The 24,818-nt window shown below is 59.0% G+C and carries 21 protein-coding genes; 10 read left to right on the forward strand and 11 right to left on the reverse strand.

Features of this window, described 5'->3' with window-relative positions; genetic code table 11:
• The first annotated feature begins 4 nt into the window (after positions 1-4).
• On the forward strand, positions 5-1,648 hold the full coding sequence (locus ASD46_RS23765; RefSeq protein WP_025595112.1) for a Na/Pi cotransporter family protein: 1,644 nt from the start codon (positions 5-7) through the stop codon (positions 1,646-1,648).
• 48 nt (positions 1,649-1,696) lie between these two features.
• Here the strand turns inward: ASD46_RS23765 and ASD46_RS23770 are convergent, their stop codons facing one another.
• On the reverse strand, positions 1,697-2,683 hold the full coding sequence (locus tag ASD46_RS23770; RefSeq protein WP_003518188.1) for a LacI family DNA-binding transcriptional regulator: 987 nt from the start codon (positions 2,681-2,683) through the stop codon (positions 1,697-1,699).
• A gap of 518 nt (positions 2,684-3,201) precedes the next feature.
• Here ASD46_RS23770 and ASD46_RS23775 point away from each other — a divergent pair.
• The 7 genes from ASD46_RS23775 (at position 3,202) to ASD46_RS23805 (ending at position 11,340) form a co-directional block, all read left to right on the forward strand.
• Positions 3,202-5,055 carry an ABC transporter permease gene (locus ASD46_RS23775; protein ID WP_003518186.1) on the forward strand — a complete coding sequence of 618 codons (1,854 nt, stop codon included), beginning with the start codon at positions 3,202-3,204 and terminating at the stop codon, positions 5,053-5,055.
• Positions 5,055-6,188, forward strand: coding sequence for an ABC transporter ATP-binding protein (locus tag ASD46_RS23780; RefSeq protein WP_060642859.1), 1,134 nt, complete (start codon positions 5,055-5,057; stop codon positions 6,186-6,188). The genes ASD46_RS23775 and ASD46_RS23780 overlap by 1 nt, the downstream gene beginning before the upstream one ends.
• Before the next feature lie 44 nt (positions 6,189-6,232).
• Complete coding sequence (locus ASD46_RS23785; RefSeq protein WP_060642860.1) at positions 6,233-7,360, forward strand: ABC transporter substrate-binding protein; 1,128 nt, start codon at positions 6,233-6,235, stop codon at positions 7,358-7,360.
• Between the two features lie 64 nt (positions 7,361-7,424).
• Entirely contained in the window at positions 7,425-8,525 is a 1,101-nt protein-coding gene (locus ASD46_RS23790; protein ID WP_060642861.1) for an ABC transporter substrate-binding protein, read from the forward strand.
• A gap of 73 nt (positions 8,526-8,598) precedes the next feature.
• Positions 8,599-9,687, forward strand: a complete 1,089-nt coding sequence (locus ASD46_RS23795; protein ID WP_060642862.1) for an ABC transporter substrate-binding protein — start codon at positions 8,599-8,601, stop codon at positions 9,685-9,687.
• 59 nt (positions 9,688-9,746) lie between these two features.
• Positions 9,747-10,664: an inositol monophosphatase family protein gene (locus ASD46_RS23800; protein WP_060642863.1), complete on the forward strand. Its 918-nt coding sequence runs from the start codon at positions 9,747-9,749 to the stop codon at positions 10,662-10,664.
• Between the two features lie 49 nt (positions 10,665-10,713).
• On the forward strand, positions 10,714-11,340 hold the full coding sequence (locus ASD46_RS23805; RefSeq protein WP_013762253.1) for a dual specificity protein phosphatase family protein: 627 nt from the start codon (positions 10,714-10,716) through the stop codon (positions 11,338-11,340).
• A gap of 113 nt (positions 11,341-11,453) precedes the next feature.
• On the opposite strand, the gene ASD46_RS23810 is transcribed toward ASD46_RS23805, so the two are convergent.
• Both ASD46_RS23810 and ASD46_RS23815 read right to left on the reverse strand, forming a co-directional pair.
• On the reverse strand, positions 11,454-13,013 hold the full coding sequence (locus ASD46_RS23810) for a TerC family protein (RefSeq protein WP_003518172.1): 1,560 nt from the start codon (positions 13,011-13,013) through the stop codon (positions 11,454-11,456).
• A gap of 301 nt (positions 13,014-13,314) precedes the next feature.
• Positions 13,315-14,331 (reverse strand): DUF1402 family protein, encoded by a 1,017-nt coding sequence (locus tag ASD46_RS23815; RefSeq protein ID WP_003518169.1) that lies wholly within the window; start codon positions 14,329-14,331, stop codon positions 13,315-13,317.
• 258 nt (positions 14,332-14,589) lie between these two features.
• On the opposite strand from ASD46_RS23815, the gene ASD46_RS23820 reads away from it, so the two are divergent.
• Positions 14,590-15,255 (forward strand): transglutaminase-like cysteine peptidase, encoded by a 666-nt coding sequence (locus ASD46_RS23820; protein WP_060642864.1) that lies wholly within the window; start codon positions 14,590-14,592, stop codon positions 15,253-15,255.
• A gap of 70 nt (positions 15,256-15,325) precedes the next feature.
• Here ASD46_RS23820 and ASD46_RS23825 read toward each other — a convergent pair whose 3' ends face one another.
• From ASD46_RS23825 to ASD46_RS23850, 6 genes are all read right to left on the reverse strand, one after another.
• The gene (locus tag ASD46_RS23825) at positions 15,326-16,411 is read right to left on the reverse strand and encodes an ABC transporter ATP-binding protein (protein WP_003518167.1); all 1,086 of its coding nucleotides are present in this window, start codon (positions 16,409-16,411) and stop codon (positions 15,326-15,328) included.
• Positions 16,408-17,235: a carbohydrate ABC transporter permease gene (locus ASD46_RS23830; RefSeq protein WP_060642865.1), complete on the reverse strand. Its 828-nt coding sequence runs from the start codon at positions 17,233-17,235 to the stop codon at positions 16,408-16,410. The genes ASD46_RS23825 and ASD46_RS23830 overlap by 4 nt, the downstream gene beginning before the upstream one ends.
• Positions 17,232-18,134 (reverse strand): carbohydrate ABC transporter permease, encoded by a 903-nt coding sequence (locus tag ASD46_RS23835; protein ID WP_060642866.1) that lies wholly within the window; start codon positions 18,132-18,134, stop codon positions 17,232-17,234. The genes ASD46_RS23830 and ASD46_RS23835 overlap by 4 nt, the downstream gene beginning before the upstream one ends.
• Positions 18,135-18,248: 114 nt before the next feature.
• The gene (locus ASD46_RS23840; RefSeq protein ID WP_025595104.1) at positions 18,249-19,481 is read right to left on the reverse strand and encodes an ABC transporter substrate-binding protein; all 1,233 of its coding nucleotides are present in this window, start codon (positions 19,479-19,481) and stop codon (positions 18,249-18,251) included.
• Positions 19,482-19,549: 68 nt separating this feature from the next.
• Positions 19,550-20,452: a sugar phosphate isomerase/epimerase family protein gene (locus ASD46_RS23845; RefSeq protein WP_013762259.1), complete on the reverse strand. Its 903-nt coding sequence runs from the start codon at positions 20,450-20,452 to the stop codon at positions 19,550-19,552.
• 12 nt (positions 20,453-20,464) lie between these two features.
• Positions 20,465-21,499: a Gfo/Idh/MocA family protein gene (locus ASD46_RS23850; RefSeq protein WP_060642867.1), complete on the reverse strand. Its 1,035-nt coding sequence runs from the start codon at positions 21,497-21,499 to the stop codon at positions 20,465-20,467.
• Positions 21,500-21,637: 138 nt separating this feature from the next.
• On the opposite strand from ASD46_RS23850, the gene ASD46_RS23855 reads away from it, so the two are divergent.
• Positions 21,638-22,675 carry a LacI family DNA-binding transcriptional regulator gene (locus tag ASD46_RS23855; protein WP_060642868.1) on the forward strand — a complete coding sequence of 346 codons (1,038 nt, stop codon included), beginning with the start codon at positions 21,638-21,640 and terminating at the stop codon, positions 22,673-22,675.
• An 8-nt stretch (positions 22,676-22,683) separates the two neighbouring features.
• On the opposite strand, the gene ASD46_RS23860 is transcribed toward ASD46_RS23855, so the two are convergent.
• Positions 22,684-23,562 (reverse strand): hypothetical protein, encoded by an 879-nt coding sequence (locus ASD46_RS23860; protein ID WP_060642869.1) that lies wholly within the window; start codon positions 23,560-23,562, stop codon positions 22,684-22,686.
• A gap of 128 nt (positions 23,563-23,690) precedes the next feature.
• Complete coding sequence (locus ASD46_RS23865) at positions 23,691-24,722, reverse strand: GlxA family transcriptional regulator (RefSeq protein ID WP_060642870.1); 1,032 nt, start codon at positions 24,720-24,722, stop codon at positions 23,691-23,693.
• Positions 24,723-24,818 lie beyond the last annotated feature (96 nt).

The following is a 24,818-nucleotide window of genomic DNA, read 5'->3' on the forward strand; positions in this document are numbered from 1 at the left end:
TCTATTGGAATCGGTCGTTGTCAGCATCAATCTGTTCGGCGCGGTGGCGCTGCTGCTTTTCGGCCTTGGGCAGATCAAGGACGGAATGTCGCGTGCCTTCGGCGCCAAGCTTCGCATCGGGCTTGCCGCCGGTACACGGGGTGGGTTTCGCTCCTTCATCGCCGGTCTCGTGGCGACGATCGCCCTGCAGAGTTCGACAGCCACGGCGCTGATGGTTGCCTCCTTCGTTGAAAAAGACTTGATCGCACCGGCGATGGCGCAAATCGTGCTGCTCGGCGCGAATGTGGGTACTGCGACGACTGCGTGGATTGTCGCACTCGGTCTTGGCTGGCTGTCGCCGATGCTGATCCTTGCCGGTGTCATTCTATTGCGTGGAAAGTCGGTGCAGCGGCAGGGTGCGGGTGCTGCCCTTGCCGGTGTCGGCCTGATGCTGCTTTCCCTGCATCTTCTTTCCGCGGCGACGGATCCGATCCGGCAGTCGCCGGCGCTTAACCTCTTCATTTCCATGCTCGGCAATGCCTGGCCGGTCGCGTTGATCTTTTCCGCGGTGCTGGCCGTGCTGGCATCATCGAGCCTTGCCATCGTCGTCCTCATACTCTCGCTTGCGGCAAGCGGCGGCATTGAAACAAGCCTCGTTATCGTGCTGGTACTCGGCGCCAATCTCGGCGGCGCGGTTCCGCCGGTGCTGGCGACGTTGAAGGCGCCGGTCGCGGCGCGCCGGGTGGCGCTTGGCAACCTCATCGTCCGGACCACCGGCTGTGTCGCAGCCCTGCCTCTTGCCGGGTACGGCGCGGCACTGCTCGACATGTCGCCTTTCTCGCACGCCAATCTAGCGGTCGATGCGCATCTCCTTTTCAATCTTGCTGTTGCCGCGATCGCATGGCCGCTATCGCCGTTGTTGCTGCGGATGACGACCGCGCTGCTGCCGGAAAAAGAGGGAGCCGAAAGCCGCCGCAGTTATCTCGACAGTCATGATCTGGGTCAACCGGTTGCGGCGCTTGCCGGTGCAAGCCGCGAGGTCATGCTGGTTGGTGACCTGATCGAGCGCATGCTGCGTCAGGCGAATGACGCCATGCGCGACAGCGATCTTTCCAAACTCAATGATATCAGCACGCTGGAAGGCCGGGTCGACAGTATCCAGCATGCCATCAAGGTCTATGTCTCGAAGGTGGGCCAGGATGGTTTGTGCCAGAAGGATCAGCGACGTGCGATGGATATCGTTGAATATGCCATCAATCTCGAACATATCGGCGATATCATCGAGAAGGGCATCCGCCCGGAAATCGCCAAGAAGATCAATCTTGGTCTCAGGTTTTCCGATGATGGCAAAAGCGAGCTGGAACGTCTATTCTCCATCACGCTCGACAATATCCGCATGGCGCAATCCGTTTTCGCCACCCGCAATGCCGACCTTGCCCGTCGGCTGGTGGAGGTGAAGGAAGATGTGCGACGGCTGGAAAAACAGTCATCGGAGCGACATCTCCAGCGCCTGCGCGACGGCCTGACCGACAGCATCCAGACAAGCTCAGTGCATCTCGACATGCTGCGCGATCTGAAGCGCATCAACGCCCATATCGCCGCCGTCGCACATCCGATCCTCGATGAAAGCGGTCTCCTGATCGAAAGCCGGATCAAGCAGGCGGGTTGAAGCCATGCCAGTAAAACGGCGCTGTGGTTTTTGCCCGGGAGTGCTCTTCTAGCGCGCGGTGATCCTTTCGACCATCTCAACGGGCACGACCTGAAGCCGGGTCTCGGGCTCGTCGCTGTCGAGGGCGGTCAAGACTTTCTCGGTCAGCGCGTCAAAGGATTGGGCAACGGTCGTCAGCTGATAGCTTTTCCAGCCCGCCTGCGGAATATCGTCGAAACCGACAATCGACAGGTCTTCCGGAATTCGGCGGCCCATCTCTAGCCTTGCTGCATCCATGAAGCCGAGTGCCAGCAGATCAGTCACGCAGAAGGCGCCGTCTATTGTCTTGTCCGTCAGCAACTCGCAGCCTGCCTGATAGCCGCTGTCATAACTCGTCGGACCGCCCGACCATGGAACGACCTCGATACCCTCGATGCTCATGCGCTGGGTGAAAGCGCCGGCGCGGCGCAGCTGTGCCGGTGTCTGGCTGCCGCTGGAAACGACCGCGACCTTCCGGCATTTAGCCGCCACAAGCCGCATCGCGGCGAGATCGGCGCCGTGGGAATCGTCGCTCAGCACCATGTTCGTATCGGTCCGGTCGAGGCGCTGGTTGATGAGTATGAGGCGCACGCCATTGGCAATGCATTCGTCTACGATAGAGGCTGGCGGCTCGCCGGAGAGTACGACGATGGCCTGGGCGCGAAACTCGAAAAGCAGTTCGATCAGCGGCGCGATATCCTTGCGTGCATCGGCCGCATTCAGCAGCAGGCATTGCAAGCCGCGACGCAGAAGGCCGATGCTGAGGAGGTCCAGCTGTTTTGAAATAAACGGCGAGCTGAGATTGGCACCGACCACCCCGATGAGATTGGATCGGTCATTATTGAGGCCCTGGGCCAGACGGTTGACGCGGTAGCCAAGCTCATGCGCGGCTTTCAACACCTTGCGCCGGACGGCCTTCGATACGCTGCCGCCGGGGGTGAATGTGCGCGAGACGGCGGAGCGCGAGACACCAGCCTTTTTCGCCACCTCTTCGGCCGTCACGAACCCTCTCGCCATTCAACTTCCCCGTTGCAAAACCACATGTCTGATATCACAGGCCATAAGGGCCGACTATTCCAATCGAAATATTTCAGGTGCGAAGCGCTCTTGCTGATGGAAGGCGGTTCTCGCTTTCGCCGGCAAATATATCGTCCTTTCCATTTTCATTCTGCGGGAAAAAATGACTGCTTGTGCGTCGATAAGAAAATTTGCAAAACACGTTCAATAAAACCATTTAAAAACAATAGCATATATCAATGATCACGTGTGCATTTTTTCGTTGACAAAATGCCGTTTAGGATGGATCATGCATTCCAAGGTTAAGCGCTATATGGAATATTTATTCCACGTTTTGCTTGCCGGCGATGTTTCCGGGAGGAGCTGGGTCATCGTTGCTCGCGGGCCTGATGTGCCCGCTGCTGAAGCATTGACGCATTGCTCATGTTCGACGCACGCGCCGCCTGTTCCGCAGGTTGCGCGCAGGCAGATGCTTGCCGGCGTGTCGGAGCAATGTTGCGGCCATATGGGGAGGAATAATGGCTCTTTTAAGCGAATCAACGAAGGCGGAGGCACTGGGGCGTCCCCCGGCGACCGCGCCTTCGGCATGGCAGGCCTGGCGATATCGCCTCAAGGTCGCGCTCAGGGAGCCGACGACGCTCATCGGCGTGCTAACGGCGTTACTTTTCACCTATCTGATCGTCGTTCCGATCATCTCTATCGTTCTGGATGCCGTCCGTGTCCAGTTTGGCCACGAACGGCGTCTTGGCAAGGATGTCGGTGACCTCACGCTCTATTATCTCGACAGGGCGTTCTTCTCGCCCGTCGCAACGGATCTTTTCTGGCATCCGCTCTTCAACACGCTCACCGTCGCTTTGGGGGCGATTGCGCTTTCGCTTGTTATCGGCACGGTGCTTGCCTGGCTTATCAGCCGCACGGACATGTTCGGTCGCCGCTGGTTCGCGACCGCGCTGATCGTGCCCTACATGCTGCCCGCATGGACCTTCGCTCTCGCCTGGACGACGCTGTTCAAGAATCGCACCGTTGGCGGCCAGCCCGGCTGGTTCGAGGCGATGGGCCTGACACCGCCGGACTGGGTGGCCTATGGGCGCTTCCCGATCACCATCATCCTTGCCCTGCATTATACACCTTTCGTTATCCTGCTGTTCGGCTCGGCGCTGCGCCGCTTCGACTCGCAGCTGGAGGATTCGGCCCGCATTCTCGGCGCTCATCGTTATCAGGTGGCTTTGCAGGTCATCCTGCCCTTGATGCGCCCGGCGCTGCTCTCTTCCATGGTGCTGATCTTTGCAAAGTGCCTCGGCGAATTCGGCGTACCCTATGTTCTCGGGCTTCCCGTGAAGTTCGAAGTCCTCTCGACATCGCTGTTCCGCAGCATCGCCTCGCGCCAGACCGGCGTTGCCGGTGTCGTTGCGGCCTCGATCATGCTCATCGGCATCATCACGCTGATGATCGATGCCCGCTTGGTTCGCGAAGCCCGCCGTTTCGTGACGATCGGCTCGAAGGGGTCGATGAACCGGCAAAGCCGCCTCGGCAAAATGCGTCTTCCGGCAACGGGCTTTGCGGCCGCTGTCTTCATTCTCAGCGTCGGTCTGCCTTTGCTCACCCTCGCTCTCTCGACCGTCATGAAGATGCCGGCCAAATTCACGTTCGACAATTTCACGCTCGATTACTGGATCGGCAGCAATCTCAACACGGTGGCCTTGCAGACCGGCGTTCTTTTAAGCCCCGATTTATGGGCAGCCGCGAAGAACACGATGATGATCGTTGGTCTTGCCTCGCTCACATCTGGTGTCCTCGGTCTTCTGGTCGGGTATGTCGTCATCCGCACGCCGGTGCGCGCCCTGTCGGTCTATCTGCGTCAGGTCACGTTCCTGCCCTATCTTGTGCCCGGCATCGCCTTTGCCGCCGCCTATCTCTCGCTCTTTGCGGTTCCGCGCGGGCCGATGCCGGCGCTCTACGGCACGGTGACGATCCTTATCCTCGCACTGATTGCCGACCAGATGCCCTATGCCTCGCGCGCCGGTATCTCGGCCATGACACAGCTTGGAAAGGACCCGGAAGAGGCAGCACAGATTGCCGGTGCCGGCTGGTTCCGCCGCATGGTCTCGATCGTCATCCCGATCCAGAAGGGATCGCTGGTGACGGGGGTTCTCCTGCCCTTCATCTCGGGCATCAAGGGCTTGAGCCTGTTCGTGATCCTCGCGGTGCCGAGCACGGATGTTCTGACCACCTATTCGCTGCGGCTGGTCGACTACCACTATACGCAGGCCGCAAACGCCGTGGTGCTGATCATCGCTGGCATTGCCTATTTCGGTACCCTGTTGGCCCAGAAGCTGACCCGCACAAATCTTGCAGAAGGACTTGGAAGCTGATGCCTACCATCAACCTGCGCGGGGCGCAGAAGAACTACGGCGTGAATTCCGCAAATGCGGTTTCCGATCTCGATCTCGAAATCCGCGACGGCGAATTCATGTGCCTGCTTGGCCCTTCCGGCTGCGGCAAGACCACGACGCTGCGCATGATCGCGGGTCTTGAAAACCTCTCCGGCGGTGAAATCCGTGTCGGCGACAGGGTGATAGATTCCGTCAATGACGGCATATTCGTGCCGCCGGAAAAGCGCGAAATGGGGCTCGTCTTCCAGAGCTACGCGCTCTGGCCACATCTGACCATCGAGCGCAACACCGATTTCGGCCTGCGCCTGCGCAAGCTGCCGAAAGCCGAGCGGGAGGCACGCGTCGAGCGCGTCATGCAGGCGCTCGACATTGCCAAGTACCGCGACCGTTATCCGTCACAGCTTTCCGGTGGGCAGCAGCAGCGTGTGGCGCTGGCCCGCATGCTTGCCGTCAATCCCGGCGTGCTGCTTCTGGATGAGCCGCTGTCCAACCTCGATGCCCGGCTGCGGCTGGAAATGCGCGCCGAGCTGAAGCGGCTGCACAAGGAGTTCAAGACCACCATCGTCTTCGTGACGCATGACCAGTGGGAGGCAATGACACTTGCAACGACAATCGCCGTCATGAACGAGGGCACGCTCCAGCAGATGGGTACGCCGAACGATATCTACGACCGTCCGGCCAACCGCTTCGTCGCCGAATTCGTCGGCAGTCCGCCGATCAATATTCTGACCTTCGGCCAGCCCGGCGTGTCTGATATCGCCGACAATGCGGAGGCTTATTTCGTAACACGTTATCCGCAGTTGCGCGGCATCGCCTCGGTCGGCATGCGGCCAGAGGCGATGGGTTACACGGCAAGGTCTGAGGATGTACCGCAGGGCAGCCTCTTCGGTGAAATGACGGTGACCGGCGTGCTTCCGACGGGCGGCAGCTGGATTCTCGAATTGAGGAGCGAGAACCATACGCTGTTCCTGACCACCCATGCCCTGCCGCGCGTCGATAGTGGCGACCGTGTGTTTTTCCACGTGCCTCCCGACGCCCTGCATGTGTTCGACGCAAAAGGGCAACGGATTACCGAAGCGGACGCCGTGCTGAGGAGCAGTAGCTACAACTGACAACGACGAAAAGACTGACAATCGCTTGCTGAAGGAGGAGCAGTATGAAGCGGAAAATGACGAGCGGCCTTAGCCGTCTCCTGTGTGCAACGGCAATTCTGGCAACGTTTGGCGGCGTGGCGAAGGCGGGGGAGCCTTTCGACCTCAACGCCCTGATCGAGGCTGCCAAAAAGGAAAAGCCGATCACCGTCTATGACAGCACCGGCAAGATCGTGGAAATGGCGAAGAATTTCGCCAAGAAGTATGGCGTGGGCGCGGAGGGTGCGAAGGTAAAGGCAACAGCGCAGCTGGAGATGGTCATCCGCGAGGCGCGGGCCAACAATATTCAGGGTGACGTCTCGATCATTAGCGATGCCCCGGCGGCGATGGCACAGCTTATTCCAATGGGCTTTGTCGAAAGCTGGTTGCCGCCGGATCTCGCTGGCAATATTCCGCCAGAATATCAGGATCCGCTGACCGTCGTCACCAGCGCCAATGTCTGGGCCTACAATACCGAGCTTTTCGACAAATGCCCCGTTTCCAATATCTGGGAACTGACCGACCCGAAGTGGAAGGGCAAGGTGGCGATGCAGGATCCGCTCGGCAAGGCATCCTATGTCGACTGGTTCAACCAGATGGCTAAGCATGGCGATGGGGAGGTGAAGGCGGCCTATAAGGCGCTTTACGGCAAGGACCTCGAGACCGCAGAGTCAAGCGCGACAGCGGCCTGGGTCAAGGCACTTGCCGCCAACGCGCCGCTGCTGACCGATGCCGATGCAGCGGCGGCGGAAGCCGTTGGCACGCCTGGCCAGAAGCAGCCCTTCATGGGCCTCATCAGCTCGGCGAAGTTTCGCGATAATGCCGACAAGGGCATGAAACTCGGCCTCTGCAAGGAGCTGAAGCCGTGGATCGGCTGGCTTTATCCAGGTGTCGGCCTGATCACCAAGGGTACGGATAGCCCCAATGCTGCAAAGCTCTTCATTCACTACGTCATGACTGCTGAAGGCATCGCGCCGCAGGCGATCGACGGCAAGATGTCCACCAACAAAGACGTGAAACTGCCCGCCGACGAACCTTCGGGTATCGGCGCCGTGCTCGACCGCGTTCTGCCCTACAGCATGGCCACCAGCCTGGAAGACTGGGATGCGCGCGAAACCTGGCAGGACTTCTGGCGTGTGAATTACAAGAAATAACGGGGGGACCGACACAGTGAATATCATGACCAAGAACCGATATGGTGGCGAGCGGCGGCGGCGGATGGCGGCTTCAGCCCTTTCCCTCATCTTCTCGCTGGCGCTTGGCGGTGCTGCCCACGCGCAGGACGCCTTTAATCTCGATGCGCTCATCGACTCCGCGAAGAAGGAAAAACCGATCACCGTTTATGCGGTGACCGGCAAGATCGTCGACACCGCACAGGCCTTCACCGCCAAATATGGCGTGCAGGCAAGCGGCAAGAAAGTGAACGAGGCAACTCAGGTCGAGTTGATGATCCGCGAACACCGCGCCGGCAATGTCGTCGGCGATGTCAGCGTCGCAACGGATGTCGCCTCCGCCATGGGGGAACTTCTGCCGGAAGGCATTGCCACCAGCTGGTCGCCACCGGATATGGAAAGCGATATTCCGCAAAAGTTGCGCGATCCGCTCGTGGTCGTTTCGGATCCGCATGTGTGGACCTACAATACCGAGAAATACGACAAATGCCCGGTCACCAACATCTGGCAGCTGACGGAGCCGCGTTGGAAGGGCAAGCTTGCCATGCTCGATCTCTTCGACAAGCCGCTTTATGCCGACTGGTTCAACCAGATCGAAACCCATCATGATGCCGATGTCGCCAAGGCCTATGAGGAGCTCTACGGCAAAAAGCTGGAAACGGGCGAAAAAAGCGCGACGGCTGCCTGGGTGAAGGCCTTTGCCGAGAACGCTCCCCTGCTGACGGACTCGAGCACGGTTGCCGATGCGGCGGGCGCTCCGGGACAGACCGATCCCTTTTTCGTCATCACCTCGGCGGCGAAATACCGCGATAATGAGGCCAAGGGGCTGAAGCTCGGTCTTTGCAGTGGCGTCAAACCGTTTTCCGGGTTCCTCTATCCCGGCTTCGGCCTGATTGCCGGGCAGACCAAAAGCCCGAATGCTGCAAAGCTCTTCCTTCACTATCTGATGACGGAAGAGGGCATCGCGCCGCAGACGGTCGATGGCAAAATCTCCGGCAACACGAAAATCGGTCTGCCGGCGGACGAACCATCGCGGGTAGCCGATCATCTCGACGAGTTGATGGCCTTTGATGCCGCAACGGCGGCCGACGACCTCGACAAGCGCGAAGGCTGGCAGGATTTTTGGCGTGTGAACTACAAAAAATAACGGCAGGGCAGGCGCGAGCCTGCCTTGCCTTTTCCTTGGGAGGGGAACGATGAGAAGAAGCAGATTTTTACCGATGACGGCGATAGCCATCGCCGTTGCAGGCATATCCGCAATGGGGGCTGCAGCCGAAGAAACCTTCGATCTCGATGCGATCTTGGCGGCGGCAAAGCAGGAAAAGCCGATCAATATCTACGACAGCACCGGCAAGATCGTGGAGATGGCCGACAAGTTCAGCGCCAAATACGGGTTAAAGGCGACAGGCGTGAAGGTTTCCGCCAACAGCCAGCTGGAAATGATCATCCGCGAAAGCCAGTCCGGCAATGTGCAGGGCGACGTGGTGCTGATCACCGATGCGCCATCGGCGCTCGCGCAGCTTCTGCCGGCGGGTTTTGTCGAGAATTACCTGCCGGGTGACATGGTTGCGAAAATCCCGACGCAGTTCCAGAACCCGCTGGCAATCTCCACCAACGCCAATGTCTGGGCTTACAATACGGAAGCCTATGATAAATGCCCGGTGACCAACATCTGGGAACTGACCGAGCCGAAATGGAAAGGCAAGGTCGCCATGGTCGATCCCTTGAGCAAGAGCACCTATACGGACTGGTTCAACCAGCTCGAAGCCCACGGCAACGAGAAGGTGGCGGCCGCCTACAAGGCCCATTTTGGCAAGGATATCGAAAAGGATGCGGCCGCAGCCTGGATCAAGGCGCTGGCGCAGAACGGCCCGCTTGCCACCGATGGCGATGACCCGGTGGCAGAGGCCGTCGGCGCACCCGGCCAGAAGCAGCCCTTCTTCGGCCTGCTCAGCTCTGCCAAGTTCCGCGACAATGCCGACAAGGGCTACAAGCTCGGCCTCTGCACTGGTCTCGATCCCTGGGTCGGCTGGACCTACATCAAGCTTGGGCTCATCGCCTCCAAGACCAAAAGTCCGAACATGGCGAAACTCTTCGTCCACTACATACTGACGGAAGAGGGCATCGCACCGCAGATGAAGGACGGCAAGCTGCCGACCAATATCGACATCAAGATGCCGGCTGACGAGCCGTCGGGGCTGATGAAGGTTGCCGACAGGCTGATGGGTTACGAGTCCGCCACCGGCCTCAACGATTTTGATCGTCGCGAGGAATGGCAGGATGTCTGGCGCGTCAACTACAGGAAATAATCCAGGCTGGCGCGGTCCTGCCGCGCCGGTCCCTCCTTTGCGAAAAAAATAGACTGGATATGCCGATGCAAAGCTCTTCTTCGACTGAAAACAAATCTGGAAATGAGGAGGCGCTTTCCCGCTCGGTGCGGCTGATGAAAATCGCCGAAGCGGCGGCGCGTGCCGTGCGCGATCCGCTGCTGGTGGCATTCCGCTCTGATATGGCGGTGGATTACAAGGTCGATCTCCACGACATCGTCACCATTCACGACAAACGCGCCGAAGCCGCGATCCGCGCCGTCATTCTCGAACGGGAGCCGAATTCGGCGATCATGGGCGAAGAGGGTGGCCAGATCGGCAATGGCGAGGTGCAATGGTATGTCGATCCGATTGACGGCACGGCGAATTTTGCCCGTGGCCTTGCCTTCTGGTGCGTATCGATTGCCGCCGTCATCTGTGGGGAAGCCGTTGCCGGCGTGGTGTACGACCCCGTGACTGACCAGATGTTTTCCGCCGACCTCGAGGCTTCTTATCTCAACGGCGACAGGCTGCGCTCCCGCAGCGTTGCAGATGAAACCCGGGCGACGCTTATCACGGGCTATCCGGTCTCGCGCGATTTCCGGCTGGATGGGCGGGATGCGGCGCTTTCCAATTTCGGTGCGCTTGTCGAGACCTTCTCGACGCTGCGCCGGCCCGGCAGCGCTGCCCTCAGCATCGCGCATGTGGCGGCAGGCTGGACAGATGCTGCTGCGGGCTTCGGCGTCAACGCCTGGGATGTGGCAGCAGCCATCCTCATTCTCAAGAATGCCGGGGGAACATACGAGCCGCTGACCTTGGGGAAGGTGGCGGAGGGGTCGGCCGATTTTCTCTGCCCCGGCTATATCGCTACGGGCGAGGGGGCGAATTACCAGACATTGCAGCGGGTGGCGCGATCCATATCCGCAAGCCGCATAGCCAGGGCAGCGATCTCGCCAAGCCAGACGGCTGCAAACGCCTGAACAAGCAAGGACATGACGGCCGCCACATCGGCGCCGATGGAGACAAGACATGCCGCAACCGGAAAAGACCCTATCTCGCGAACAGGAAACCGGCGAATTGCCGAAGCTCAGCCGCATCTATGAGCGGCATCCTCTTTATGGCGTAGATCTCTTCATTTCAGGTAAGGAAGGCGCCAGCGATCTGAAGCTTCTGCGTGAAAACGGCATCACCACCGTCGTCAATTGCGCCGTCAATCTCGACTTCAACTTCGTGGAGCAGCCGCAGATCGTTTCCGATCATGAAGGCAGCGTCTATGGACCCGGCGAAATACGTTATTACAAGATCGGCCTGATCGACGGCGATGGAAATCCCGATACCCAGATGGTTGCGGCCCATTACATCCTGCGGGCGGCGCTCGAACAGATACTGCCCGACAAGCCGTCCTATCCCCGGCGCGAGCGCGGCAGCGTGCTGATCAATTGCCGCGGCGGCCGCTCGCGTTCCGTCGCCGTTGTTGCGCTCTTTCTGCATATGACGTTGCCGGTGGAATTCCCGACGCTCGACGATGCCATCAGCTTCGTACGCGTGAAGCGTGAGCTGCCTGAAAACGAATGGTACAAGGCGCCCAAACCGGTGCTTGCGGAAGCAGCCCGCCGCGCCGCCGGCTGGATTACCACGATCGATGCCGCCCACTAGAGCGGAGGACGGTTTTCACCGGTCGGCCGCTTGCTTGGTGACGCAAATGTGGAGACGTGCCGTGGCTTGCACGTCACGTCGCCATTTCGGAACGGGTTCGGGATTTTTCCAGCTCACGCCTCGGGAAGCGTGGTGTTCCAGACCCGGACCTTTTCGATGTTTCTGTCCGAGCAGGAAACGATCTCGAACTCGAACCCGTCGCCGGAAACACGTTCGCCGATCTCGGGAAGGCGATTGAGCCGCCAGAGGATGTAGCCGGCGACGGTGGAGTAACGATCGTCCTCGTCCACCAGATCGATATCCAGCAGATAGGATACCCGTCTCACGTCGACAGCGCCGTCCAGCAGCCAGGAACCGTCCTCTGCCCGTTCCGAAATCTGCGATTCCTCGCCCTCATCCGGAAATTCGCCGGCGATAGCCTCGAGAATGTCGGTAGGCGTCGTTATTCCCTGAAGCGTGCCGTATTCGTCGACGATGACGGCCATCTGGAGCGGGGATTTGCGCAGCTGCTCCATGACCTGCAACGCGGTGGCGCTTTCATGCACGACGAGGGGTTGGCGCAGCGAGCGCTCTAGGTTCAATTTGCCGTCATGCAGAAGATCGCGCAGCAAGTCCCTTGTTGCGGCGACACCGAGGAACGAATCCAGCTTGCCCTGCGCGAGCATCAGGCGGGAATGGTCGAGTTCCAGCAGGCGGTTCCTCAGCGTATCGTGGTCGGCGTCGACATCGAGCCAGTCGATTTCCGTCCGTGGCGTCATGATTGATACAACGGGGCGCTCGGCAAGCGTAAGGACACCGCGGATCATGTCCTTTTCCTCGGATTTGAACAGGTCGCTTCGTGCCGCCTGTGCCGCGATGACGTCGGCTGTCTCGCCAAGGGACTGTTCTTCGCCGACACGGCCGCCCAGAAGCCGCAGAATGGCATCGGACGTCCGCTCGCGCATATCACCGGCGGTGATGCGTTTTTCGCGATTGCGCCTGCCAATCTGGTTTGCCGCCTCGATGAGCACGGAAAAGCCGATTGCGGCATAGAGGTAACCCTTGGGAAGGTGGAAGCCGAAGCCTTCGACGATCAGGCTGAAACCGATCATCAACAAGAAGCCTAGGCAGAGAATGACCACGGTCGGGTGTTTCGACACGAAGCTCATCAGCGGCTTCGATGCTGCCATCATCACAGCCATGGCCACACAGACGGCGGTAATCATCACCCAGAGATTGTTGACCATGCCGACGGCGGTGATGACGCTGTCGAGCGAGAACACGGCATCAAGCACGACGATCTGCACGATCACCTGCCAGAAGACGGCATGGACAACCTTGCCCTGTTTTGGCTTATGCGCGCCCTCCAACCGTTCGTGCAGTTCCATCGTTCCCTTTGCGAGCAGGAACGCACCACCGAGAATGAGGATGAGGTCGCGCCCGGAGAAGGAGAAGTCCGCGACCTGAAATAGCGGCCGCGTCAACGTCACGATCCATGAAATCGAAAACAGCAGCAGGATGCGCATGACAAGCGCCAGCGACAGACCGACGATCCGCGCCTTATGGCGTTGATGCGGCGGCAGCTTGTCGGCGAGGATCGCGATGAAAACGAGGTTGTCGATGCCGAGGACGACTTCGAGGACGATAAGGGTAACGAGGCCGATCCAGATATTTGGATCTGCGAGGAATTCCATGGTCAGGGGCCTTTATGGGAACGGGCGCGAACGCAAAAAGCCCCGGACTGAACATCCGAGGTTGAAACCCGTTTCGTTGAAGAAAACAAGAAAGGACGAGGCTGGCTTCGCTTTACGCAAGCCAGCCTCGTTCGGTGTCGACTATCGTCGGTACTGTCGCCTTCGTCAGGCATATCGCGGAATTATCCCACTATCAGTCAATTCTTGTGCACGTGACAGTAGCAGATTCCAGGCGGTCGGGGAAGCGTTTTGCGTGCATCATCCTTTGCGAGGCGGATTTGCAATCCTCCCTGCAAGGGCATTATCGCGTTTTTTCGCCGATATCCGAGGTGGTTCGCTTGTCGATGGCCTTGCCATCGAGGATGCCTCTCAGAACGTCGAGGCGCTCGTTGATAAGCCATCCATAGTAGTTTTCAACCGGCAGCAGGTTCTTTGCGCCTGCATCCACGGCCGTCCGCAGGCGTTCGGCGCGACGCCGGGGTTGGCCGACATTGTAGAGAGTGGCGGTGATGCCGGGATTGCCGGAAATGTCGAAGCCTTTTTCCCTGTAGGCGTCGATGGAATCTCTAAGGATAGCGGCGATGTAGATGATGCTCCGGTCAGGATCCATGACGTCGCGGTAAATCTCTTTCGGCCTGTCGGCGGAGAGTTTCGGCAGACCACTGGTTCTGTTTACGAGATCGGTAACCTGCAGCGCCGTCAACGGGCTGATCTGGCCAAGACCAAAGGTCTGTCCGGCATAAAAGGGCTGGAAGAAGGCCCGCTGGAACGAAATCGCTTCATAGCTCACGCCATCGACGACCTTGCCGCGGAAACTTGCATCCCAAACGATATCGCGGCAGCTCCATTGCTCGGATGTCGTGGCAAGCGTCGCGCAGGAGCGGAATTCCGGACGCTCGAGAAACGTCTTCAGGGCAACGCCCTGATAGCTGAATTTTATATCGAGTTCCGCATAGGAAATGGCCTTGACGTAATATGTCTGCAGGCGGTCCACGGCGGTGACGTTGAAAGTGTGTTCGCCAACGATAGCGCCGACGATATGGATCGGGTCGATGCCATAGGCCGCTCCCGCTTTCCTGATCTTGCCGAGTAGACCGGGTTCGCTGTTTAGAAGATCGACCGTCTTGCGGAATTTTTCCTCATAGGTCGTGGAAAACGCCCTGGTCCTGATCGCCGAGGCCTGGGGTATTTCCGGCTGTTGGGCGGAGCGGTTTCCGGGAGGTACGACGACCATCTGCTGCGCTGCGGCATTTGAGGGCAGGCAGGCCAGTGCCAGAATGACAGCGGCCGCGCGGGTGGTCTTCGCAAACAGGCTCATGCAGCGTTCTCTAATATGTGGATTACTATTGCGTGACGGCCTCTTCATAGGCAGGCCGCCCCGGCGTGGCAAGTTCCCGCTGCTCACTTTACCGTTGCTGGCTGTTCAGATGCCGTGGCTACCCCGGCGTTATCCCAGTCAACGCCGCTCGTTGTCGGGACCATCGGGAGCGGAATTATCGGGTTCGTTAAAAGTCGAGCATTTTGTTTCATGTGAACTCAAATCGCCACCGGTAGGTCATGTCGTCAGGAGACGAACATGACCCATCTCATCAAATTGCTGCAAGCATGTTTCATTCTGGCCGTCGCGGGTTTCGCTGCGCCGGTGCAGGCGTCTCCTTCGATGCAGACTGGCAAGTTCACGTCGCAGCCCATCGGGCATTACGATTTCTGCAAGCGGCATACGGATGAATGTCAGCCGGTCAAGGAAATGCCGCCGCTCAGTCTTACGCCTGATGTCTGGGCTACCCTTGTTTCGATCAACAGCGCAGTCAATATCGAAATCGACCAGCGTTCCGACATGGAAGTGTGGGGTTACGAGGACTATTGGGAGTATCCCTATAACGGCGCGGGAGACTGCGAGGACCTCACGCTGGAGAAACGGAAACGGCTTGTGGATGCCGGTTTCCCGGTTTCCGATCTGCTGATCACCGTTGTCCGCGACGAAAAAGGCGATGGCCATGCCATCCTCACGGTAAGAACGGACCGCGGAGATTTCATTCTCGACAATATGAAATCGAAGATCTTTCGCTGGGACGAAACGCCCTATACCTATCTCAAGCGTCAATCCACGGAACATGCCGGTCGGTGGGTGGATATTGAAGGCTCCGGTTCGCCCGCCATCGCCGCCCGCGAGGTTGGCCGGGCCACCGCCACCTCCGCAACCGCGCGCCGCAACATCCTCGACATCATCATGGGGCGCTGAAGCTTTCACCTCGTTGCGGATCGGAAAGCCCCGAAGGGCCGCCCGGTCCGGATATGCCCCATGGTTCGTTTCACCGGCCTCCGAGGCCGGCTCCGGTTTCTTCATCAAACAAATGCAGGTCGGTCGGGTTGATGTCGAGGCCGACGACTTCGCCGCTCCTGACCTCACTGCGTCCCTGTATAGCGATGACCACTTCGGTCGATGTGCCAAGGGTGAGGAAGGTGGCCGAACCTGTGGTTTCCACGGCCGAAACAGGTAACGTCAGCGCCGCGCCGGTTGCGGTTCGCGGCCGGATGTGTTCCGGCCTGATACCAACGATGACACGCTTGCCGGGCGATAAGGGAGCCGGGTTTTTGATGGACTGCTGCGGCTCGCCTTCACTGAAACGCAGCTGAAGCACCGCGCCGTCCGGGCTGACCGTTGCCGGAATGAAATTCATTGCCGGTGAACCGATGAAGCCAGCAACAAAACGATTGACTGGGCGGTCGTATAATTCCAGTGGCGTGCCCTGCTGTTCGATCACGCCGTCGCGCATGACGACGACGTGATCCGCCATCGTCATAGCCTCTATCTGGTCATGGGTGACATAGACCGAGGTGGCGTGCAAGCGGTCGTGCAACGCTCGGATTTCCTTGCGCATGTGCACACGCAGGGCCGCGTCTAGATTGGAGAGCGGTTCGTCGAACAGGAATGCCTGCGGGTTGCGGATGATCGCGCGGCTCATCGCCACACGCTGGCGCTGCCCGCCGGAAAGTTCGCGCGGATAGCGCTTCATCAGCTTTGACAGGCCTGTGGTGGCTGCAACCTCCTCTGCCGCCTTGCGGGCTTCCGATTTTGCCACGCCGCGCATCCGCAGCGAGTAGGTCAGGTTCTCCTCCACCGTCATGTGCGGGTAGAGCGCATAGGACTGGAACACCATCGCCACATCGCGCTTGCGCGGCGGCACACCGTTCATCAACGTGCCTGCAATGCGCATGTCGCCGCTCGATATGGTTTCCAGCCCCGCCAGCGAACGCAGCAAGGTGGACTTTCCGCAACCGGACGGGCCGACGAGGGCGACGAAGGTGCCCTTCTTGATGGAAAGATGGATGTTCTTCAGCGCGTGAAAGGCACCGTAATATTTGTTTACGCCGGAAAGTTCGATCTGAAGGGTCATTTTAACGCTCCCGATGTCAGGCCGGAAACGATGCGGCGCTGCAAGAGAATGAATAGGGCAAGAATGGGCGTCACATACATGGTCGCATAGGCCATGATATTGTTCCATTCGCTGGTGTTGGGGCCCATGAAGGAATTGAGGCCGACACTGGCAGGCTGCAATTCAGCCGCCTGGATCATCGATTTCGAATAGACGAATTCCCCGAATGCCTGCATGAAAATGAGAATGGCGCTGACGAGAATGCCGTTTCTGGCAAGCGGCAGCACGATGTTGAAGAAGGCGCCGACGCGGGAATTGCCGTCCACAAGCGCTGCCTCTTCCAGCTCCTGCGGCACCGCCATGAAGGTTGCGCGCACCAGCACCACGAAGAAGGGCATGCTTTTCGCCGCAATGGCGAGAATGACCGACAGGCGGGGATAATCCAGCAGACCCACTTGCGAGAAGCCGACGAAGATCGGCGTAATCATAAGGGACGCCGGCAGAACCTGCAGCATGAGGATGAGGAAGAGGCCGATATCAACCCAGACGTTGCGATAGCGCGCCAGCACATAGGCGCAGCCAACGCCAAGCACGGTGATGAGCGCCACGGCACTTGAAGCGATGAGCACCGAATTCCACAGATAACGGCCCATATTGCGGCTTTCCCAGACATAGGCATAGGTCTGCCATTGCGGATCGGCCGGCCAGAAGCCCGGCGGGTTCGCAAACATCTCCGAGCCGCTTTTCAGCGAGGTCAGATACATCCAGTAGAGCGGAAAGAGATAGATGACGGCAAGCACGATGGCGATTACCAGCATCAACCGGTTGCGGGTCGTGATACTCATCCGCGCACCTCATGCCGTGTCGAGCGCACATAAACGACGGAAGCCAGCATGACGAAAACGATCATGATGACGGAGATCGTCGCGCCCTTGCCGAAATCATATTGCCGGAACGAAAGATCCCAGGCCCAATATTGCGCCACGTTGGAACTGTTGTTGGGCCCGCCATCGGTGATGGCGGCGAAAAGATCGAACTGCTGAAGCGTGAAGATCAGGCCGAGCGAGATGATCGCGCCGATGGTGGAACGCATCATCGGCAGGGTGATGGTGTAAAAACGCTGCCAGGCGTTCGCGCCATCCAGCTCCGCCGCTTCGTAGAGATCGCCGGGGATGGAGGCGAGGCCGACAGAAAGAAGGATCATGTTGAACGAGGTGCCGAGCCAGATATTGGCGATGACCACGGCCCAGAGCGAAAAATTCGCGTCCGATCGCCAGAAGATATTGCCTGAGATCATGCCGCTTTCCCGCAGGAAGAAATTCAGCACGCCGAAATCGCCTGACAATATCCAGTTCCAGATCGCGCCGACGACGAGGCCGGGCATGACCCAGGAAACGAGGAACAGCCCGCGCAGCCAGGTGGCGCCGGGAAAGTTCACCCAGAAGAACAGCGCCAGACCGAAGCCGATGGCGAATTGCCCGGCAATCGAAGTGACGACAAAGGTGACGGTGTTGAAAAGGATCGGCAATGTTTCCGGTTGCCGGAACAGGTCGATATAATTCTTGAAGCCGACGAAGGGGCGCACGAAGGTGCCCAGGCTGAACATGTCGACTTCCTGAAAGCTCATGACGATGTTGTAGATGAGCGGCAGCCCCGCCATGACGAACAGGAAGCCCAAAGGAAAAGCGACAAGGATGAGGTCGAAATCACGACCGTCGCTGACGCTGGAAAACAGTTTTTTCATGAAACATCCTCACAAGCTCCGATCGGGGCCGCCGCTGCATAAAGCAGCAGGCAGCCCCACCGGGAGGAACCACTTGGATGGGGCCGGGTGAACCCGGCCGCCCGCCCAGACAGATCAGCCTTCGATCAGCTTTATCTTTTCAGCGGCCTGATCGAGCGCGGCCTTCGGCGTCATCTGACCCGACAGGGCGCCCTGGATAGCGTCCTGAATCGCCTTGGAAATCTTCGGCCATTCAGGCGAGGGACCACGCGGCTGCGCATATTTGAGTTGCTCGATAAAGGTCTTGAGCGCTTCGTCCTTCAGCGCGTTGCCGGTGGGCGGAACGGGAATATCGGAACGAGCCGGCAATTGCCCGAAGTTCTTGAACATATCCTTGTCCTGCGAGGCGAAAAATTCGATGGCCTTGAAGGCTTCGGCGGGATGTTTGCTCTTGGAGAAGATCGCCCAGTTATAGTCGCCCATGGCCGAAGACCGCGGCGCGTCCGGCGTCGGAACCGGCAGTAGCGTTACGCCCCAGTCGAACTTGGCGTCCTTGAGCATGCGGTCGATTTCCCAAGGACCGGAGATCGCCATGGCCGCGTTGCCGGCGTTGAAGGTGGCGGTGGAATCCCACTGGCTGCGCGTCAGCGTATCCGGCGAGGCCAGCTTTTCACTGAGAAGGGTCTTCCATGTTTCAAGCGCCTTCACCGCGCCATCGGTATTGATGTTTTTGTAGGTGGCACCGGCCATCTGCGCCCATGGCAGAAACTGGAAGGTGCCTTCCTCGTTGGCCTTGGCGCTGAAGCTGATGCCGTAAACATTCTTGGCGGGGTTGGTCAGCTTGCGGGCAGCTTCCACAAGCTCGTCCCAGGTCTGCGGCGGTTTTGCCGCATCGAGACCGGCTGCCTTGAACAGGTCCTTGTTGTAATAGAGTGCGATCGTATTCGTCGCCTTCGGAACGCCGAAATATTTGCCGTCCCAGGTTACGGATTTCAGCGGGCCCGGAAAATAGTTTGCCGTCTTGATGACGTCCGACTTCGCAATCATATCCGTCACGTCAAGAAACGCGCCACGTGCGGCGAACATGGCGTGGTTTGGGTTGTCGATGGCGATGATATCGGGCGCGTTGCCGGTCGAGTAGGCGCGCATGGATTCGCTCACCACATCATCGAACTGCAATTGCCGGTATTCGATCTTGATGCCGTTATTGAGCTTGTTGAACTCGTTTACCAGGTTGGGTGCCGGCTGGATGTCCCTGTCCAGCGACCACAGGGTCAAGGTGACATCTTCCGCATGCGCCACCATCGCACCGGCGGATACGCCTGCCAGAACAAGCGCACCGGCGATCATGCATTTCGCGATACCCATAATAATCTCCTCCTCTTGGTTATCGTCTCTGCAATTACTGGAAGCCTTCTCCCAAAGGCTTCCATTCCTTAGGTGGGATCGACGACAAAATCGCCGCCCCGGCAATGTTTCAGATAGTTCAGGCCGTGTACCTGTCCCGTCATTTCCAGCGCGTCGCGATAGACGGGGTCATGCCAGCCTTCGATGTCGATCGAGCCGGACCAGCCGGCCAGGCGCAGTTCCGAAATAATGTCCGTCCAGTTGCTGTCGCCGAAGCCCGGCGTGCGCATGAAGACGAATTTTTCCTTGCCGAAAATCCCATGCTCACGAATGACATCCCAACGAATGGTCGCATCCTTGCCGTGCACGTGGAAAATCTTGTCCGCCCATTTGCGGATCTGCGGCAGCGGATCGATGAGATAAACCATCTGGTGGCAGGGTTCCCATTCGATGCCGATATTCTCGTCCGGCGTTTCGTTGAACATCAGTTCCCACGCATCCGGATTATGGGCGATGTTCCAGTCGCCGGTTTGCCAGTTGCCGTCCATGGCGCAATTTTCAAAGGCGATCTTCACGCCCTTGTCCGCTGCGCGTTTGGCAAGCTCGCTCCAGATTTCCTTGTAACGGGGCAGGCTCTCGGGCAGCGGCTTTCCGCGCAGGCGGCCGGTGAAACCGGCAACGCAGGTGGCACCGAAGTGATGAGCATTGTCGATGCAGTCTTTCCAGCCCTGCAAGGTCTGAAGGTCGATTTCCGTTTCCTCCAGCGGATTGCCGAACATGCCGAGCGTGCCGATGGTGATGTCGCGGTCACCGATCGCGTCAAGTGAACGCTTGCCAAGCTCGGCAAGGTCCTGGCCGTTGGTCGTCTGCCAGAAGAACGGTTCGAAGCTCTCGAAACCAAGATCGGCTATCTGCCCGATGCGTTCAGCTGCCTGTCCCTTGGTGGCGCTGACCATGGTGCCGATGCGGATGGATTTTGCCGGATTGCTCACGTCTGTCGGTCCTTATGCTGCGATGGAAACGCGCTGGCCGATGCGGGCGCTTTCAATCGCGCCGATCACCATTGCCAGGCTGTTGATGTTGTCGAAGGAGGCCGTTTCCGGCATCTGGCCGGTACGGATGGATTGAAGAAACGAGAGTATTACGCTGGCGTGGCCGTGCGTATCCTTCTCGGAAATACTGTCGGAAACGTTTACGGTCTTGAAGCCGCGTAGAAGACCTGGCTCTTCGCCGGCGACGGATGCGGAGAAATTGTCTTCGCCGTCCCAGAGGATCATGCCCTTGGAGCCAATCAGCCGCCAGCGGGCTTCCCAGCTGGTTCTTTCGCCTTCCGCGCACCAGGAGCCGCGATAGGTAAAGACCACATCGTTGGAGAATTCGAATATGGCATTTGCGCTTGCCCCGTGGGCGTACCAGGAGCCTGCCGGATTTTTCTCCACGCAAAACACGGAGAGCGGCTTTTCATCGGCGACGAAACGCGCCGCATCGAAAGTGTGGATCGCCATGTCGAGAAGAAGAACGTTCTTCATCTCCTCGCGGAAACCGCCGAAATGGGGCCCGAGGAAAAAGTCGCAGTGAATGGCCGTCAAATCACCGATAATGCCGTCTTCCACGGCCCGGCGCAGCCGCCGGATGCCGGAGATAAAGCGCCGGTTTTGCACCACAGCATGAATTTTTCCGGCCTTTTCCGCCAGTTCCACCAGCTTTTCGGCTTCTTCCATCGAGGCCGCAAGCGGCTTTTCGCTGAGCACATGGCACCCGGCTGCAAGACCGGTTTCAACCACGGCATACCGTGCCTGCGGGATGACGACATCGAACAGGATGTCGGCTTTGGTCCGTGCGAGAACATCGCGGAGATCGACGCCGATGATGACGTCGGTGAGGGAGAATTCTTCGGCAAGCGCGCGTGCCGTGTCTTCGTTCAGATCGACGAACCCGACGATCTTGATCGCGCCGAGAATGTCCGGCGTCGATTGAATGGCGCGCAGCCAACCTTTGGCCATAGCTCCGCACCCGCATAAAACGGCATTGTATGTCATCTTCTCTCCCCGCTCTCTGGGCAAACTCCTCTTTGCGCAGAGCGTCGTAAACGTTTACGACACTAGGATGATCATGTTAGATATGTCAATACCGTTATTGGGGACCCATTTTGGTACCCGGCTCAGGAGGGGGAGTGCATGAAAGGAATTCGTCAGCTTGCCGATTATCTGGAGATATCGATAGGCACCGTTTCCCGTGCCTTGAACGGCAAGCCGGACGTTAACGAGGAGACGCGGCGGCGTGTTCTGGAGGCGGCGGAAAAACTTGGCTATGTCGCTAACCAGTCAGGCCGCAGCCTCAGGCAGGGGACGACTAACGTCATCGGCCTGATGACCGGCAGCGACGCGCAGACGGTGGAGAACTCCGACAACTTCTTCATGGGAGTGACGGATGGTTTGCAAAGCGTGTTTTCCGCTCACAATCTCGATCTTATCGTTCTGCCGTGTCCCGGTGAGGAAGACCCGGACGAATATCTCAAGCGCATGGTGGCGCGCCGCATGGTGGATGCGATGATCATTTCCTCGACCCGCCGTGTCGATAAGCGTGTCGATTTTTTAAAGCAGACCCGCTTGCCTTTCGTAACGCTCGGCCGCACCTCTTCCAGCGCCGATCATGCGTGGATCGATCTCGATTTCGAGGAGGTTGCGCGCAGTGCCGTCAACCGGCTCGCCGCTGCCGGTCATCGCACCATTGCGGTTGCCGCACCCGATAGCGACGTCAATCTCGGTTATGTTTTCATGGACGGGTACCGGCGTGGACTGGAGGAGAACGGCATTGCTTACGATCCTTCTCTGGTCATCCGGGCGAAATCGAGCGAGCAGGGCGGATATCACGCCGCCAGCGAGTGGCTACAGATGCGGCCGCGGCCAACCGCGCTTGTGCTGATCTATGAGTTGATGGCCCTTGGCCTTTATCGCCGTCTGGCGGAAGTGGGTCTGAAACCGGGACGGGATCTTGCGGTCATCGGTTTTCGTGATGGTCCACGCGGCCAGTTTCTCGAACCGCGATTGACCAGTTTCCGCATGTCCCTGCACGATCTCGGTGTAATGGTCGCGCAGACGCTTCTGTCTACCATGCCGACCTATGCGCCGTTTTACCCAAATCAGGCGCGTTACTGCGTCTGGCCGATGCAGCTTGTCGCCGGAGAGAGCGACCCAGGCCCCGCATCTTTATAAGCGTGGCGTCAAAGCTTGTGGTCTCGAATGGTCGCAACGCCGAACGGATTGAATTTATATTCGTCCTCCTCATACCGCGTGTCATCGGACAGGTCGGCACGACGATCCTTCACGGCCGCTTCAACCCCGTTGCGGGTCATTTGATCGGCAATATCGTCAATCAGCGCGGCGATCTTCAGCTGCTCGCTATTTGTTGAGGGCTGCTGCTGGTCTTTTCGGGTGAAGTGTATCTCCACGTCAGGCAATCCGACCAGATGAAAGCCGACGCTCCCCATCCCGTCGGCATCGCCGCCGATGGGCCGGCGCGCGAAGGCTAGACGGCAGGTTCTGGCGAATGCCAGGGCGTCGTTTGCGGTCGCGTTACGGCGCGACTGTTCGAAGAGTTCCTTCCACCGCTGCACACCATGGGCAACGCCGGCGCTTTCACCCTTTACGGCAACTGCGCCACTATCGAGCATGTGGTGCACGAACATCAGGGCTTTACCGCAGGTCGCCACGGCTGTTTCCGCGGCCATTGACGGGCCGAGCACATAAAGAACCGAGCCGTGGCCTGCAACTGCCTCCTCGTCACTCTCCTGATAGGCATCCGGCTCGACACGATCCCAGCAGACATTGAAGGAGCGTTCCATCCTGTCGTCCGGTTCATCCTGCGAATAATCCTCATCGAGACTGAAATCGCCGGCAAATTTATCGATAGCGGCGCGAGCGCTCTGCTGCAGCGCTGCCAGACCATTTTCCGGGCCGAGAAAACAAAGGACATGGCGGGGTTTGTATTCGGAGCGGGATTGGGCAACTGCCGGAACGTTGCTCGCGGCCTTGCCGACAGACGGTCTTCCCAGCACAAGGCCACCTAAAAGCGCGAGAACGCCACGACGCTCTGAATTCATCCCATACCCCCACGGCTCCCCTAAACAGGATCGAGGACTTTTATACCGGTACGGGCAAGTCTGACCATATCAATTACGTTGATCTATTTTTTGCAGGGCCCGACTTTTCGCAGGCGAACAGCAAAGCCTCAAGGTTGCGGCAACAACACGCCGACGGCGAATTCTTCGTCCGTTGTCGTGTGGCCAATCTGCGTCTTGCGATATTCGCTGGGGCTGAATCCGCGCTCGGCACGAAGCGTGCGGGAAAGGTGTGGGGCATCGCAAAATCCGGTGGCGAGCGCAATCTGGGTGATCGGGTCCCGCGTGGTGCGCAGGAGGGAAAGGGCGCGGTCGAGCCGCAGCTCAAGATAGACCTTGGAGGGCGTTGCTTTCAGGTCTCCAAGGAAACGCCGTTCGAGGCTGCGTCGGCCAAGGCCGAGATCGCGCGCGAGTTCCAGCACGGTTCTCGGAACCTCGATGTTCTGCTGCATGCGCAGGATCGCCTTTCTGACCAGGGGATCGGTTGCCGTTCTGGTGCTCTGCTGGCCGGGCTGGGGTTTTTCGCCGCTGAGCGCACTGTCGATCATCATGATATTGAGGCTTTTGATGGCGGCCGACTGGCCGACATGGCGCTCCACAAGGAACGCCGCCAGATGCGCAGCACCATGGCCGCCCGAACAGGTCAGGCGGTTACGATCTACGACGAAGAGCTGGTCGGAGACCATCTGCTCGGCGTCGAACCGGTCGAGAAAATCCTGATGATGGAACCAGCTCACGCAGCAGCGATAACCATCCAGCAGGCCGGCTTCATGTAGAATGAAAACGCCGGTGCAGAGCCCGATAAGGGGAGTGCCCGCTGCCGCACGGTCTTTCAGGAACCGCAATGCCTCCGGCGGCAGGGCGCTGTGGTCGCTGATCAATCCGCCGACAACAACAATATAGTCGTAATGCACGGCGTCGATGAGCCGCGTATCAGGTTGCACCTTCACACCACAGCTCGATTGCACATTGCCGAGGGTCGCCGACAGCACGGACCATTCGCACAGGATCGGCCGGGAACGGTCAGCCTCATCGGCAGCAAGACGCAGCACATCGACGAAATTGGCGAAGGCCGACAGCGTGAACCGGTCGGCGAGCAGGAAGGCGACGCTGAGGCGTTTCTTGGCGCGATGAGAGCTCATGGCGCAAATATTCACGCAAACAGACGCGATTGTCCAGCCCGGCCGCTGTAAATCTCCGTAGGCTTTTGAATACCGAGAGTTCCAACCAGCAGGCCC

This window comes from Rhizobium sp. Root491, from assembly GCF_001427205.1.
Taxonomy (GTDB): domain Bacteria; phylum Pseudomonadota; class Alphaproteobacteria; order Rhizobiales; family Rhizobiaceae; genus Agrobacterium; species Agrobacterium tumefaciens.